Annotated in this window: 14 protein-coding genes and 1 riboswitch; of the genes, 8 read left to right on the forward strand and 6 right to left on the reverse strand. The window is 69.9% G+C overall.

All coding sequences use genetic code 11. The features are described 5' to 3' along the window. Positions 1-20 precede the first annotated feature (20 nt). Complete coding sequence (locus A5767_RS16840) at positions 21-1,490, reverse strand: NCS2 family permease (RefSeq protein ID WP_033096781.1); 1,470 nt, start codon at positions 1,488-1,490, stop codon at positions 21-23. Between the two features lie 80 nt (positions 1,491-1,570). Here A5767_RS16840 and A5767_RS16845 point away from each other — a divergent pair, with 80 nt between their 5' ends. Then, positions 1,571-1,822: a DUF2530 domain-containing protein gene (locus tag A5767_RS16845; RefSeq protein WP_006551670.1), complete on the forward strand. Its 252-nt coding sequence runs from the start codon at positions 1,571-1,573 to the stop codon at positions 1,820-1,822. A gap of 39 nt (positions 1,823-1,861) precedes the next feature. Here the strand turns inward: A5767_RS16845 and A5767_RS16850 are convergent, their stop codons facing one another. From A5767_RS16850 to A5767_RS16860, 3 genes are read right to left on the reverse strand one after another with little or no spacing between them, the layout of a single operon-like run. Continuing rightward, the gene (locus A5767_RS16850; RefSeq protein WP_064852746.1) at positions 1,862-2,401 is read right to left on the reverse strand and encodes a phosphatase PAP2 family protein; all 540 of its coding nucleotides are present in this window, start codon (positions 2,399-2,401) and stop codon (positions 1,862-1,864) included. Beyond that, positions 2,398-5,208, reverse strand: a complete 2,811-nt coding sequence (locus A5767_RS16855; RefSeq protein ID WP_064852747.1) for a sacsin N-terminal ATP-binding-like domain-containing protein — start codon at positions 5,206-5,208, stop codon at positions 2,398-2,400. Before A5767_RS16855 ends, A5767_RS16850 begins: the two co-directional genes overlap by 4 nt. A 1-nt stretch (position 5,209) precedes the next feature. Next, positions 5,210-6,136 carry a DUF3027 domain-containing protein gene (locus tag A5767_RS16860; RefSeq protein WP_064852748.1) on the reverse strand — a complete coding sequence of 309 codons (927 nt, stop codon included), beginning with the start codon at positions 6,134-6,136 and terminating at the stop codon, positions 5,210-5,212. 135 nt (positions 6,137-6,271) lie between these two features. On the opposite strand from A5767_RS16860, the gene A5767_RS16865 reads away from it, so the two are divergent. The 3 genes from A5767_RS16865 (at position 6,272) to A5767_RS16875 (ending at position 9,345) form a co-directional block, all read left to right on the forward strand. Next, positions 6,272-7,087, forward strand: coding sequence for a glutaminyl-peptide cyclotransferase (locus tag A5767_RS16865; protein WP_006551674.1), 816 nt, complete (start codon positions 6,272-6,274; stop codon positions 7,085-7,087). Positions 7,088-7,178: 91 nt separating this feature from the next. After that, complete coding sequence (locus A5767_RS16870) at positions 7,179-8,855, forward strand: MFS transporter (RefSeq protein WP_064852749.1); 1,677 nt, start codon at positions 7,179-7,181, stop codon at positions 8,853-8,855. Between the two features lies 1 nt (position 8,856). Beyond that, on the forward strand, positions 8,857-9,345 hold the full coding sequence (locus A5767_RS16875; RefSeq protein ID WP_064852750.1) for a DUF2771 domain-containing protein: 489 nt from the start codon (positions 8,857-8,859) through the stop codon (positions 9,343-9,345). Positions 9,346-9,413: 68 nt separating this feature from the next. On the opposite strand, the gene A5767_RS16880 is transcribed toward A5767_RS16875, so the two are convergent. Next, positions 9,414-9,821 carry a cold-shock protein gene (locus A5767_RS16880; protein WP_006551677.1) on the reverse strand — a complete coding sequence of 136 codons (408 nt, stop codon included), beginning with the start codon at positions 9,819-9,821 and terminating at the stop codon, positions 9,414-9,416. 193 nt (positions 9,822-10,014) lie between these two features. Here A5767_RS16880 and A5767_RS16885 point away from each other — a divergent pair, with 193 nt between their 5' ends. From A5767_RS16885 to A5767_RS16895, 3 genes are all read left to right on the forward strand, one after another. Continuing rightward, entirely contained in the window at positions 10,015-10,257 is a 243-nt protein-coding gene (locus A5767_RS16885) for a hypothetical protein (RefSeq protein ID WP_024103084.1), read from the forward strand. After that, positions 10,254-10,646 (forward strand): YccF domain-containing protein, encoded by a 393-nt coding sequence (locus A5767_RS16890; RefSeq protein WP_006551679.1) that lies wholly within the window; start codon positions 10,254-10,256, stop codon positions 10,644-10,646. The genes A5767_RS16885 and A5767_RS16890 overlap by 4 nt, the downstream gene beginning before the upstream one ends. 321 nt (positions 10,647-10,967) lie before the next feature. Next, positions 10,968-11,108: riboswitch (cyclic di-AMP (ydaO/yuaA leader) on the forward strand. Positions 11,109-11,118: 10 nt separating this feature from the next. Then, complete coding sequence (locus A5767_RS16895) at positions 11,119-11,700, forward strand: transglycosylase family protein (protein ID WP_006551680.1); 582 nt, start codon at positions 11,119-11,121, stop codon at positions 11,698-11,700. 159 nt (positions 11,701-11,859) lie between these two features. On the opposite strand, the gene A5767_RS16900 is transcribed toward A5767_RS16895, so the two are convergent. Beyond that, positions 11,860-12,048: a hypothetical protein gene (locus A5767_RS16900; protein ID WP_006551681.1), complete on the reverse strand. Its 189-nt coding sequence runs from the start codon at positions 12,046-12,048 to the stop codon at positions 11,860-11,862. Positions 12,049-12,107: 59 nt separating this feature from the next. Between A5767_RS16900 and A5767_RS16905 the strand changes: the two genes are divergently transcribed. After that, entirely contained in the window at positions 12,108-14,387 is a 2,280-nt protein-coding gene (locus A5767_RS16905) for a helicase-associated domain-containing protein (protein ID WP_006551682.1), read from the forward strand. The last annotated feature ends 11 nt before the right edge of the window (positions 14,388-14,398 follow it).

The raw sequence follows: 14,398 nt of genomic DNA on the forward strand, positions 1-14,398 counted from the left end.
CCGAAACACGCGTCGGCTGCCTAGGTGAGCAGTTCCGTGAGCGGATCGACCGAGAAGTACAGGGCGAACAGCACTGCGACGATCCACATCAGCGGATGGATGGTGCGGATTTTGCCGCTCGCGGCGTGCAGGATCACCCAGGTGATGAAGCCGACGCCGATGCCGTTGGCGATCGAGTAGGTGAACGGCATGACCATGATGGTCAGGAAGGCCGGCAGCGCCACAGCGAACACCGAGAAGTCGATGTCGCGGACCTGGCCGATCATCAGGGCACCGACCACGACGAGAGCCGGAGCGGCCGCTTCGATCGGGACTACCTCGTACAGCGGGGTCAGGAACATCGCGAGCAGGAACATCACACCGGTGACCACGTTGGCCAGGCCCGTGCGGGCTCCTTCCGCGATACCCGAGGCCGATTCGACGAACACCGTGTTCGACGAGGCGGAAGCGCCACCACCGACGATGGCGCCGGTGCCCTCGACGACGAGGGCCTTGCCGATGCCGGGCAGGGTGCCGTTCTTGTCGGCCAGGCCGGCTTCCTTGCCGAGGCCGGTCATGGTGCCCATGGCGTCGAAGAAGTTCGCGAGGACGAGCGTGAACACGAGCAGGGTCGCGGCGATCACGCCGATGCGGGTGAACGCGCCGAACAGGTCGACGTTGCCGACGAGGCTCAGGTTCGGGATGCCGAAGAAGGAGTCGGGGGCGTCGGGGGTGCTGAGATTCCAGCCCTTGGGGTTGGTGCCCAGCGACGGGCCGACGTCGGCGATGGCCTCGATGATCATCGACAGGATCGTCGTGGCGACGATGCCGATCAGCAGTCCGCCGCGCACCTTGCGTGCGACGAGCACACCCATGAGCAGCACACCGACGACGAAGACGAAGGTCGGCCACGACGCGATGGAGCCGTCGATGCCCAGGCCGACAGGGACGGTGGTGCCGGCGGCGTCGGGGATGCGGCGGACGAAGCCGGCGTCGACGAGGCCGATCATGGCGATGAAGGCGCCGATACCGGCAGCGATGGCGGCCTTGAGTTCTGCCGGGATCGCGTTGAAGACCGCGGTGCGGAAACCGGTCAGGGCCAGCACGACGATGATGATGCCGTCGATGACCACCAGGCCCATCGCTTCGGGCCAGGTGACCTGCGGCGCGATGGTCACCGCCAGCAGGCTGTTGATGCCGAGGCCGGCGGCGATGGCGAACGGATAGTTGGCGACCACACCGAAGACGATGCTCATGAAGCCGGCGACCAGCGCGGTGACGGCGGCGACCTGGTTGATGGGCAGGATGTTGCCCATCACGTCGATCTTCGCGCTCGCGTCCTCGGCGGAGAAGCTACCGAGGATCAGCGGGTTGAGGACCACGATGTACGACATCGCGAAGAACGTGACGATGCCGCCACGCACCTCTCGGGACACGGTGGAACCGCGTTCGGTGATCTTGAAATAGGTGTCCAGGAAGGACGTTCGCTTGGAGTCGGTGCCTACGGCCATGTCCACAAATCCGCTCGTCGAGTACGGGGCGTCGCAACGGGAACCGATTATTGCAGCGCGAAGGAACTAATCTGCAAACCGTGGAACCCGCCCAGCTCGTCGCAGCCCGCATCCGACGCCTCGCCGACCCTCGCCCCGCGCTTGCCGTGGGAACCGGTCTGTGGGTGGTGGCGACCGTCGTCGTGGCGGTGGTGGGCGGCGAACTCCGGGACGATGTGCTTCCGGTCTGCGTGGCGGGAATCGTGGTGGGGCTGCTGGGAACTGCGCTCTTCCTGTTGCAGCGTCGCGCCGCCCGACGCGGTGACCGGGGTGCCCAGGCGGGGCTGGACTGACCCTCGCCCACGGCCGTCCGCGACAAGCCCACAGCGGTGTCAGCGACGGATCCGCACCCGAGTGATCAACCACACCCACAGCAGGGCCCATGTGATCCCGAAGATCCAGCCTGCGACGACATCGGTGAACCAGTGCGCCGCGAGGTAGACGCGAGAGAGCCCGATCACGAGGGTGTAACCGGCGAGCGCGATCGTCGCGGCGGTCCGGCGGCGATCGCCGCGCGGCCACGTGCGCACGACGACCGCGACGAGCACCGTGGCCAGAACTGCGCTGGTCATCGCGTGTCCGGACGGGAACGACTCGGTGCGCAGGGCCAGGAGCCGTTCGGGTTCCGGTGGCCGGACACGGCCGAACAGATTCTTGAGCAACACCATCAACGGCCAGCCCGTGAGGACCGCTCCGGCGACGAGGACGGCGTCGGACAGATGATCGGCCCGCACCAGCAGCAGCGTCGTCGCCGCGGCGATCAGGCTCGTCGCGACTCCCCCGCCCGTGTGGGTGAGTGCGGTCACCGCGGTGGTCAGCCACGGCTCGCGGAGCGACACCATCCAGTCGAGCACCGCGGTATCGAGCGTCACGGTTCGGTTCTCACGTCCGGAGCCGTGAGCGCGGTGAGTGCCGCGGCCAGGCCGATCGGTGTGCTGTGGACGGTGCCGGCCGCGTCGACCCACCACGGGACCTCGACCTCACCGGTCAGGGCTCCGGAGCAGCGGAGGACGAGTCGGTCGTGCAGCGCGAGTACGCCGCGCGGAAGCGGCACCCCGGCGACGATTCCGGCCAGGACCGCGGCCGGTTCGCGCTCCCACGTCGAACTCCTCCCCTGCTCGACGGGTTCGGCGTCGACCACCGCGGACGCCACGGCGATGTCGAGCACGTCCGCGAGCGCGTGGGCGGTTCCCCTGCCACCGGTGACGAGGCGGTCGTGCGGGATCGCGGCCGCGAACCACGGACGGTCGGGTACGAGAGCGTCGGCCGCGTCGACGACGACACCCGACAGGCTGCGCACCCCGTCGGGCAGAGTGACCGACTCGGGATCGAGACCACCCGACGAGAACGCCGCGGCGAGCGCGTCGTGCGCGGCGACGATCGCGGCCGGCCCCGGCGACCTGCTGTCGTCCGCGAGCCGGTCGAGCAGTGTCTGTGCCAGTTCGATGTCGTCGATCCGCGTTCCGGCGAGGGCGCTGCGGAAGGCCGATGCGTCGGGGTGGGTACAGGGATCGAGCAGACCTTCGAAGAGGGTGTCGTCGGCGAACCGGTAGTGGCCCAGAGGCCGGCCGTCGAGCGACGCGCGGGTGCGCAGATACCACGCCGTATATCCGGCGGGGTCGGCGATCGCTTCGGCCGTCGCGGGCTCGGCGGCCAGCAGGGTCAACGCCCGCGACCAGCGGCGATCGTCGACGAGATCGAGGTCGCGCACCGCGACGAGCACCTCGGGATCGTCGTCGAGCCGCTCCCACCACAGGTGTTCGTCGGGCAGATCGTGGTCGGGGCCGGTCGGCAGTTCCGCACGCAGGACCGTGAATCCCCAGCCCACACCGATCGCCCGCAGGGCGTCGGCCCCGTACCGGTCGACGACGGACGCGTCGACGGTGCCGAAGGGCGCGTCCTCGACGAGTACTTCTGCGAGCGGTGCACCGGGAAGCAGGAGTTCGTCGGCGGGGACGAGGTCGCCGTGGGTGTCGGGCAGCAGCAGTGCCCCGAGTTCGCGGGGCACGGCCGCGGGCGACACGAGCGGCACCAGTCGCAGCACGACGTCGGCGAGCTCACCGGCCGGGAGGTCGCCCTCCGGGTGGAGGTCGTCGGGATCGGTGTCCTCGACGGCCGCGACGAGCGCCGGGTCGGCGAGCAGGTTCTCGACCGTCACGGTGCCGGCTCCGAGCCGGGCGAGCAGCGGATGCGCGGCGTCGGGATGGACGAGACGCACCCACGGCATGGACACCGGGCCGATATCCTGCAGTTGCGTTGCGAGAACCGCCGTACGCGGGCCGGTCACGGTCCGTCCGTCCGACAGCGGAACCGGCAGCGATGCGAGTTCCTCGGCCGCGACCGCGTCGACGACGAGCGGAGTGAGCGCCTCGTACAGGCGGTTCCACCACTTCGGATCGCGTTCGTGCCCGGAGAGCAGTTCGGCCAGTCGCGCGAGACCGAGCCGGTGCACGCCGACGGCGGACAGCGCGGACGCATGTCGCGGCCCGCACAACTCGGGGATCACGAGCCCCGGGACCACCTCGCCGAGGACGTCGGCGAGGTCGTCGGTGAGACCGGGAAGTGCGACGGCCCGGTCGGGCACCAGATCGGCGCTGCGGTCGGCGGCGGGAAGCCACGCGCCGGCAGCCAACTCGTCGAGGATCGCCTCGCGGATGCGTTCGTCGACCTCGCTGCGCGCGAAACCCGGCAGGGGCACGAGGTCGAGTCGCTGCTCGGCGGGCAGAGCCGCGACGAACCGCGCGTATCCGCGGGCGACGTTCTCGACGTGGGCTCCGGGAAGCACGCGCCTCCGGTCGGGTTGCATGGCGACGTCGGCGACGACGATCGCGGGAAGTGACAGCTCCTCGTCGGAGCGGGTGGGGGCACGCAGGACATCGCTGCGGACCGGGTCGACCCGCCCGTCGACGACGGGCACCAGCCATCGCGCCGACGCTCCGGTGAACTCCCACCAGGTGCGATCGCCGATCCGCACCTCCCACAGGCCGCTGTCGAGTTCGCGCCGGTGACGGGTGAATTCGTCGTCGGCGACGAGGACGGTGTGCAAGCCCGGGAGTTCGAGCAGGATGTCGTGGGCCTCGGATCGGAAGGCGTCGAGCAGTGCGACCGGGTCCACCCCGGGGCGCAGGATCAGCACGACCTCGGTGTCGCTGCCGGTCGCCGGCGGGGCCTCCGTCGGCCACACGAGGCGCAGCGCCGGGACACCCGACTCCGGCTCGGGCAGGTTCCGCTCGGCCAGCACCGCGCGGGTGCGCTCGGCCGAGAAGTGGAGCGAACCGGTGCGCGAACGCACCTCGATGTCGTCGGAGACCGACAGCACCGCCGTGAAGCCGACACCGAACCGCCCTACGGTGGATCCGGCGCCGGTCTTGTTCGACGAGCGCAGTGCGGTCAGCGCGTGGACACCGCCCTCGTGGAGCGGCTCACCGATGTTCGCGACGTGGAGACGGCCGTCGGCGAACCAGACACGCAGCTCACCCGGTACATCGGCACGCGCGGCGGCGTCGGCGGCGTTCTGGGCGAGCTCGGTCAACACGCGGTCGCGGTAACCCGCGCGGACATGATCGGCCTCGGTCGCCGCGTCCTCGCGCAGACGGGTGGGCGACGACGACCAGGCCGCGAGGATCCCTTCGCGTAACGCCGCGGTCCCGAACGGATCCGCGGGGTCCGGCCGGGTCACGTCAGTCGGTCTGTTCCGACTCGGACGGGGACGGCTCGGACGACTCGGGGGCAGACGACTCGGGGGCGAGCTCGTCCGTGGAATCGGTCGGCGTGGACTCGGCGCTCACGACCTCGGCGCTCACGACCTCGGCGCTCACGACCTCGGTGCTCACGACCTCGGTGGTCGCGGACTCCGCAGGCGCCGAGCCGGCCGGTCCGACCTCGACGACCTCCACTGCCGAATCGTCGAACGCCTCGTAGATCGGCGAACCGGCGCCGGTGGGCAGGGTCGTGTCGGAATGCGCGCCGCATCCGTACTCGGCGTGCACGACGTGACCGTCGGCGGCGAACTCGTTGCCGCAGACGCCGAAGGCCGCACGCAGCGATCCGGCGAGCGGAAGATAGAAACCACACAGGCGGCACGAGGACGGAGCGGCCTTCGCCATCTCCGAGTCGGGACCGTATTCGCTGTCGAACCAGCGCTGCGCTGCCTCGAGGCGACCTTCCAGACTCATGACCTGCTTGCGGCCCAGCCCGATCTCGAGGGCGGTCTCATCGACCTCGGGGTCGCCGGACAGCATGTAGCCGGGAACCAGGCGCACGTCGTCGGGAGCGGGAGCCAGCAGGTCGCCGGGACCCAGATCGCCGGGACGGATCCGCTCGCTCCACGGCACCCACGCGGGGGCGACGAGCGCGTCGGGACCGGGCAGGAGCACGAGTTCGCTCACAGTCACCCGATCCGAATCCGGGGCGGCGGCCACGACGACGGCCCACTGCCAACCGCGGTAACCCGGCAGCTCCGAGGCGAAACGATGGGTGGCCGAGCACTCGTCCTCGCGCGTCACGCCCAGATAGGCGCCGACTCCACCGTCTCCAAGTTCGTCGAGTGCGGCCCGAGCGAGGTCGACGGCGTCGGCGAGCACGGAACGCACCGCCGGATCGACCACGGGGTTCGTTCCTCGGGAAGTGGAAGCAGAGGCAACACTCACGACCCCCATTCTGCCTGACCTGTCTGCTCCGGCGCCTGCGGGTCGCGGAAGGTCGTACAGGCACCGTTCACACGCGAGGTGCAGGATGGGCGCGTGCCCCGTCTTCTCCTCTCGGCCGCGGTCGCGACGGTCGTCTGCGTCACCACCGCCGGATGCGGCGACGATCTCGTCGCCGAACCCGGTCCACCCGCCACCGAACTCGGTGTGGAAGTCGTCGCCACGCACCCCCACGATCCGGAGGCGTTCACCCAGGGCCTCGAGATCGACGAGGGCGAACTGCTCGAAGGCACCGGCCGGGCCGGGCGCTCGTGGGTGTCGGCCCGAGAGGTCGACCTCGACGGCGGGACCGTCACCCTCGCCGAGACCGAGCGCACCCGCGAACCCGTCCTCGACGACCTCTTCGGTGAGGGCATCACCGTGGTCGGCGACGAGGTGTGGCAGCTGACCTGGAAGGACGGCACGGCCGTCCTCCGCGACCGCGACACCCTGCTCGAGAAGCGCCGGGTCGACTACGACGGCGAGGGTTGGGGGCTGTGCGCGCAACCCGGCCGTCTGGTGATGAGCGACGGCTCGGCCGAGCTTATCTTCCGCGACCCCGTCACCTTCGACGAACTCGGGCGCGTCACCGTGCACCGGGACGGACGTGCCGTGTCGAAGCTCAACGAACTCGAGTGCGCCGAGGACGGCAGGGTCTGGGCGAACGTGTGGCAGACGGACGAGATCGTGCTGATCGATCCGGCCTCGGGCCGTGTGGAGGCCCGGGTCGACGCGGCTCCGCTGCGTGATCGGCTGCCCGCGGGAGCCGATGTGGATGTCCTCAACGGCATCGCACGGATCCCCGGGACCGATCGGTTCCTGGTGACGGGCAAGTACTGGCCGACGCTGTTCGAAGTGCGTTTCGTGGAGTGATCCGGGTGGCATACCGATCGCGGCACGCGTCACTCGGGCCACGTGCCGCCCTTGTGTTACAGCCGCTATCGCGTGGGGAAGAATCGAAGACGTGACCGAACCGGACGAGCGACCCGCCCCCGAGGGAGGAGACGGCCGTGTCCCGGGTTCGCAGCATCCGGGGTACAGCAACTATCCGCCTCCGCGCCGCGTCTCGGGCCGTCGCACTCCCCTGCCGCCCCTGCATCCCGTCGACCATCCGCGCCGACCGCCGGGTGCGTCGGCGGCCGGTCGGGCGGAGTCCTCGTCCGAGACCGACTCACCGCGCGCTCCGCGCATGCCGCGGAAACTGACGGTGACGCGGGTGGCGGCCCTGCGCAGCCGCGAACTCACCTCGAAGGGCATCGCGACCTTCCGCCGAGCGGCCACGGCCGACGGCGCCGACAAGTCGGGCCTGACGGCGCTCACCTACGCGACGATGGCGAACTTCGCCTCCGACGCGGCCATCGCCGTCGCGCTCGCGAACACCCTGTTCTTCTCGGCGGCCACCGGTGAGGACAGGACGAAGGTCGCGTTGTATCTGCTCATCACGATCGCGCCGTTCGCGATCATCGCCCCGCTCATCGGGCCGCTGCTCGACAGGTTGCAGCACGGTCGTCGCGTCGCGCTGGCGACGTCCTTCGCGCTGCGCACGGTGCTCGCGGTAGTGCTGGTGTTCAACTTCGACAGCTGGCTGTTGTATCCGGCGGCGCTCGGCATGATGGTGCTGAGCAAATCGTTCGCGGTGCTCAAATCCGCGGTGACACCCAGAGTCCTGCCACCGGAGATCGATCTGGTGCGGGTGAACTCCCGGTTGACGGTCTTCGGCCTGGTCGGCGGCACGATCGGTGCCGGCGCGATCGCGGCGGCCGCGGCATGGGCATTCGGTTCGTCGGGCGCACTGTGGCTGTGCGCCGGGATTACCGCATTCGGCGCCTATCTGAGCATGCGTATCCCCGCCTGGGTCGAGGTCACCGAGGGTGAGGTGCCGGCGACGCTGTCGTACCACCGCTCCGACGCGCGCACCGAGGTGCTGAACGCCGACACCGTGACCGAGGTGATCGTCACCAAGTCCGGGAAACGGAAGCAGCCGCTGGGACGGGCGGTGGTGACCGGACTGTGGGGCAACGGCACGATCCGCATCCTCACCGGCTTCCTGACCTTGTTCATGGCGTTCGTCGCGAAGAACACCACCGGACAGGATCCGCTCATGCAGGCCGCGATGCTCGGTGGTGTCGGTGCCGCCGCCGCGGTCGGCAACTTCGCGGGCAACGCGACCGGAGCGCGACTCGCGCTCGGACGGCCCGCTCTCATCGTCGTGCGGTGCACCGCCGCGGTCGTCGTCGTGTCCGCCGTCGTCGCTGCGACCGGCAACGTCCTGGCCGCCGCGCTGGCGGCGCTCGTGGCGGCGTGCGCCAGCGCGCTGGCCAAGGTCTCGCTCGACGCATCGCTCCAGCAGGACCTTCCCGAGGAGTCCATCGCGTCCGGATTCGGCAGGTCCGAGACGGTTCTCCAGCTCAGCTGGGTGTTCGGCGGAGCGATGGGTGTGCTGTTGCCGACCGAACTGTGGCTCGGGTTCGCTGTGGTCTCCGTCGTGCTGGTTCTCGGATTCGCGCAGACGGTGCTGACATACCGTGGGGGGACATTGCTGCCGGGATTCGGCGGCCGTCGACCCGAACGCGTCTCCACCGAGACGGCTGCCGGGCGGAGGCGCGCCGGTGGATCCCCCACCGAAGATTGGAACAGTTGAGTTGCAGGCCCGGACGAAGAAGACTCTCGCGCTGCTGCTGGTGGCCCTGGTGGTCGTGGTAGCGGGAGTCGCCGCCACGGTGTGGAAACTGGTCGATTCGGCCGAGCCCACGCTCCCCACCATCACCGCGTACGCACGGGGAAAGACCGTGACGGTCGATCCCGCGCAGCACTGCAATCTCTATCTCGAGGACTGCGTGGAGAACCCGATCGGTCAGCTCGACGTGCCGGCCGGCTACCCGCTGCAGCTGTCGCTTCCGAACGAGATCGCCGATGCTCCGTGGCGCATCCTCACCGTCTACGGCGACACGCAGACCGGGCAGACCTACATCGACGGCGCGATGTTCGAGGCCGGTGCACGCCGCACCCACACCGTGGAGAGCTCCCCGGAGCTGCAGTTGCTCGGAGTGGAGATCCAGCTGCCGTCGGCCGTCGTCGACGAGGCCGGTGAACCGATCGCGCACGCCGTGTGGGCCGTCAAGACGTTCTGAGTCCCGACCCCGCATACGACGACGGGCCGTCCTCGCCGTGTGCGAGGACGGCCCGTCGTGGTTCGTCCCTAGTGATCGAGCTCGCGCGCGATCGCCCGCATGACCTCGGAGATGCGCTGCCCGGTCTTGCGGTCGGGGTAACGCCCGCGCCGCAGATCGGGCTGGACCGCTGCTTCGAGCAGCTTGATCATGTCCTCGACCATGCCGTGCAGTTCGTCCGGCGCGCGGCGCTTCTGCTGGGCGGGAGCCTCGCGGCGACCCTGCCGCAACGTGGGCTGCTCGAGGAGCTCGACCTTCAGCGCCTGCGGACCCCGGCGGCCCACCGCCATACCGAACTCGACGCGCTGACCGGGCTTGAGCGCTTCCACTCCCTCCGGCAGTGCCGAGGCGCGGACGTAGACGTCCTCACCCTCGTCCTGGGACAGGAAGCCGAAGCCCTTCTCGACGTCGTACCACTTCACCTTGCCGGTCGGCACCGCGCTCACCTGCTCCTCGAAAGCTGTGCCCCACAGTGGGGCAACCCGTTTACCATGCAAAACAACGCGCCCCGCTCGGTCGAGCGGGACGCGTAGACACCTGTCAGTGTACCCGCAGAGGTGGGTCCGCCCCCGAATCGTCTTCCCGCTCCCGGACGTCACCGTCCGTCCTTGCGGCGACTACCGTGGTCACGTGGGTACTTCATCTTCGGATTCGTCTGCCGCCCCGCGTAACGGCCTCCTGAAGGCCGCGATCGCCTGCTTCGTCGTCGGTGTGGTGGCGGTCGTCGCCATCTTCCTCATTCCGGCGGTCACCGACGGCACGCCCGGACTCGCGCTGTATCTGTTGACCCTCGCATGGCCGTTGGGTTTCGCCCTCGCCATCGCCTTCGCGCTGCGCTCGGGCCGGCGCGCTCGGAACGGAGACCGGACATGAGGATCCTGCTCAACATCATCTGGTTGATCTTCGGCGGGCTGTGGCTCGCGCTCGGCTACTTCGCGGCAGGTCTGATCTGCTGCATCCTCATCATCACCATCCCGTTCGGCATCGCGTCGTTCCGGATCGGTATCTACGCGCTCTGGCCGTTCGGCAAGACGACGGTCGACAAGCCGACGGCCGGCACCATGTCGCTGATCGGCAACGTCATCTGGATCCTGGTGGCCGGTATCTGGCTGGCCCTCGGCCACATCGCCACCGCGCTCGCCATGGCCGTCACGATCATCGGCATCCCGCTCGCCGTCGCCAACCTGAAGATGATCCCGATCTCCCTGATGCCCCTGGGGAAGGAGATCGTTCATGTGGATGCCCGCCCGAGTTACATGTGATCTTTCTCACATAACGAGCCGATAACGAGCAGGACTCGAAACGAAATTTCGGGTACCCGGACCCCACTACCTGGGACTTCATTCCCCGGTCCGCGCCACACACGTCTGTCGCCACACGAATCGGCGCGTTATCAATTGGTGACACTTCGCCCTCGGAACCGTTACCGTCATGTCCGGTCGAACCGCCTGGCTCGACCGGTCCGGAACCGCCGCGCCAAATTCCTGTCCCGTGGTTCCGGAAGTCCCGACGAACGATCCACAGGGGACAGGAAACGGGGGACCCACCGGTCTCCCAGGAACCGATCGGCCCACAGCCGGACGGTGTCCAGGAGGCCCGGGCCGACGCAAGTGCGACGGTCCTCGGGGTGAAGCCGAAGGCGCTCCCAACGGAGCGACACGGCCGGGCGACCTCTTCAGCCCGAACCCGACAGCTGACCTCGTAGGTGCGTACGGAGAGGAACACGGAACCGACATGAGCGGACGCCATCGCAAGCCCACCAATACCGGTCGTACCGTCGCGAAGTTCGCGCTGACGGGCGCAGTCCTCGGCGTCACGGGTGTCGCGTTCAGCGGCACGGCCGCTGCCGCCCCCGACTCCGACTGGGACCGCCTCGCACAGTGCGAGTCCGGCGGCAACTGGGGAATCAACACCGGCAACGGCTACCACGGTGGCCTGCAGTTCTCGCCGAGCACCTGGAACGCCTACGGCGGCCAGGAATACGCCGCCTCGGCCAGCCAGGCCAGCCGCGAGCAGCAGATCGCCGTCGCCGAGCGTGTCCTCGCCGGCCAGGGCTGGGGCGCATGGCCCTCCTGCTCGTCGAGCCTCGGCCTGTCGAGCGCGCCCACGCAGCGCTCCGTCGACGCAGCGCCCGCCGAGACCCCTGCGCCGGCCATCCAGAACGCTGTCCCGCAGCTTCCGGAGACCCCCGCTGTCCCCGCCGAGGTCCAGGGCATCCTGGCCGGCTTCGAGCAGGGCGTCACCGCACTCCAGGACGCCGGTGTCGAGCTCGACCCGAACATCCTGGACGCCGTTCGCGCGGTGCTCCCGCAGTAACACCCCGAACATCCCGGAAGGGCCTCGCACCGTGAACGGTGCGAGGCCCTTCCGCATATGCGGACGACCTTCGTTCATCCCTCACACACGACGACGCCCGGCCCCCACGAAGGGACCGGGCGCCGTACGGAAGAGTCTGTTCGGTGATCCGCGATCGGATCAGCGGTTGATCACCGTCTTCGGATGCGTGTAGGGCAGGTCCTCGACCGGCAACGGGAACACGGTGTCCTCACCGTACGGGGAGAGCGGACCGGAACGCGTGGACGACAGTTCGGTGACAGCGTGCTCACCGTCGGCCAGCTCGGGCCATCCGTGGTCGACGTAATGCTTTTTCGAAGAGGTAGCCATGCGCTCATTTTGGCAGGTGAGTTCGGGGCCTGCTACCGCAGGTCTCTAATCTGGAGGGGATGTCCCCGACCACGCCCGCTCCCGACACCGCCTCGGACTCCCTCGCCCGCTGGCTGGCAGGTCGACGCGACACGGATCTGGCCGCCACGCTGCGCGCCCGTCCGGATCTCGTAGTGCCGCCACCGGCGAGCATGAACGTGCTCGCGAGCCGGGCTCAGCAACGCGCCTCGGTGTTCCGTGCGGCCGACGAACTCGACACCGCCGCCTTCGGGATCATCGAGGTGCTGGCCCGTCTCGGAGCGGTGGACACCCCCGTCTCCCGCGCCGCCGTGCTCGACGAGGTCTCCGGCCGCATCAGCGCGAGGAATCTCGACCGGATCCTGTCCACCCTGCGCTCGCTGCTGCTCGTGTGGGGGTCCACCGACGAACTGCGTCTCGTCGCCGCCGCCGTGGACGCCGTTCCGTGGCGCGTCGGACGCACCGGCGACGTCACCGGACCGTCCCGGCAGGAGCTCGACGACCTCCTCGCGGCTCTTCCGCCCGAGCAGCGCAGCATCCTCGACACCCTGTCGCGTACGTCCCCGATCGGTCGGACCCGCGACGCCGCACCGGACACCCCCGCCGACCGGCCCGTGCAGAAACTGCTCGCCGCCGGACTGCTCTTCCGCATCGACGACGAGACCGTCGAACTCCCCCACCGGGTGGGCCAGGCACTGCGCGACGACGCTCCCTTCGATCCGGCGGCGCTCGCTCCCCCGCGCGCACCGAAACCCACCCGATCGACCGCCGACGTCAATGCGACCGCCGGCGGCGCCGCCCTCGAACTGCTGCGGCACTGCGAAGACGTTCTCGACACCCTCGGTGCGCAAGCCGCCCCCGTCCTCAAGGCCGGTGGGCTCGGTGTCCGCGAACTGCATCGCATCGGGAAGGCGGTCGGACTCGACGACGACGAGACGGCGCTCGTCGTCGAGGTCCTCGCGGGTGCCGGTCTGATCGCGCGGGGCCTCCCCGATCCGCCGACACCGGGGGACGACGATCACTGGGCACCGACCACCGCCACCGACGCGTGGCTCGCGTCCTCCCCCGCCTACCGCTGGGCCGTGCTCGCCGGTGCCTGGCTCGATCTGCCGCGCCGGCCCTGGCTGATCGGCCGGCGCGACCAGAACGACAAGCCGGTCGCCGCGCTGTCCGACGAGGTGAAGTCCCCTACTGCCGCCCGCGACCGACGGTTGCTGCTCGACGCCCTCTCCGACGTGCCGGCGGCGGGCACGGACGTCGCCGACCTGCGTACCGCTGCGGCGTGGCGTCGTCCTCGCTGGGCGAGTCGCTTCGACACGACGAGCGTCGTGGAGACCGTGCGCGAGGCGACGACACTCGGTCTCGTCGCGCACGGCATGCTCGCGTCGCCGGGCAAGGCGCTGCTGCACGGCGGCGACGCCGAGGCCGAGATGGCAGCGGTGCTCCCCGAACCCGTCGACTACGTGCTCGTCCAGGCCGACCTCACGGTCGTCGCCCCCGGACCGCTCGTCCCCGAACTCGGCGAGCGGATCGCGCTCGTCGCCGACGTCGAATCGGCCGGTGCCGCGACCGTCTACCGGATCGGCGAGAGCAGTATCCGGCGCGCGCTCGACGCCGGGCTCGGCGCGAGCGACCTGCACGGCCTGTTCGCGACGCATTCGCGCACCCCGGTGCCGCAGTCGCTCACCTACCTGATCGACGACGTCGCGCGTCGCCACGGACGCCTGCGGGCCGGTGTGGCGACGTCCTTCGTCCGCGCCGACGATCCGGCTCTGCTCACCGAGGTACTGTCCGCCCCGGTCGCCGCCACGCTCGCCCTGCGCGCGGTCGCCCCGACCGTCGCGATCTCGCAGGCGCCTCTTGCCGAGGTGCTCACCGAGCTGCGCGCCGCTGGTTTCGCTCCCGCCGGGGAGGACGCATCGGGAGCGATCGTGGATCTACGGCCCCGGGGTGCCCGCGTCGCGATGCCGCGTGCCCGGGCCCGCTATGCCGGGCCCACCGCGCCGAGCGACGAGCAGCTCGACACCCTCGTGCGCACGCTGCGCGCCGGCGACCGTGCGGAGTCCGCGACACCGACGGCCTCGGCACGTGGTGACGGCAGCCGGTCCGGCGGTGCGGCGACGCTCGCGCTGCTGCAACTGGCCGTGCACGGCAAGCGCAGCGTCACCCTCGGCTACGTCGACGCTCAGGGTGTGGCGACGCGCCGCATCGTCGATCCGGTGTCGGTGGGCGGCGGGCAGGTGCAGGCCTTCGACCCGGCGACCGGCTCGGTGCGCAGCTTCGTCCTGCACCGCGTCACGTCGGTGGCGCTGGTCGACTGACGACGGACCCG

Source organism: Rhodococcus sp. 852002-51564_SCH6189132-a, from assembly GCF_001665495.1.
GTDB classification, from domain to species: Bacteria; Actinomycetota; Actinomycetes; order Mycobacteriales; family Mycobacteriaceae; genus Rhodococcus; species Rhodococcus pyridinivorans.

What these genes read in the sequence shown, in the direction of transcription:
- A5767_RS16895 (WP_006551680.1), top strand. Translation starts at nt 11,119, where the DNA reads ATGAGCGGACGCCATCGCAAGCCCACCAATACCGGTCGTACCGTCGCG.
- A5767_RS16840 (WP_033096781.1), bottom strand. Translation starts at nt 1,490, where the DNA reads ATGGCCGTAGGCACCGACTCCAAGCGAACGTCCTTCCTGGACACCTAT.
- A5767_RS16900 (WP_006551681.1), bottom strand. Translation starts at nt 12,048, where the DNA reads ATGGCTACCTCTTCGAAAAAGCATTACGTCGACCACGGATGGCCCGAG.
- A5767_RS16905 (WP_006551682.1), top strand. Translation starts at nt 12,108, where the DNA reads ATGTCCCCGACCACGCCCGCTCCCGACACCGCCTCGGACTCCCTCGCC.
- A5767_RS16890 (WP_006551679.1), top strand. Translation starts at nt 10,254, where the DNA reads ATGAGGATCCTGCTCAACATCATCTGGTTGATCTTCGGCGGGCTGTGG.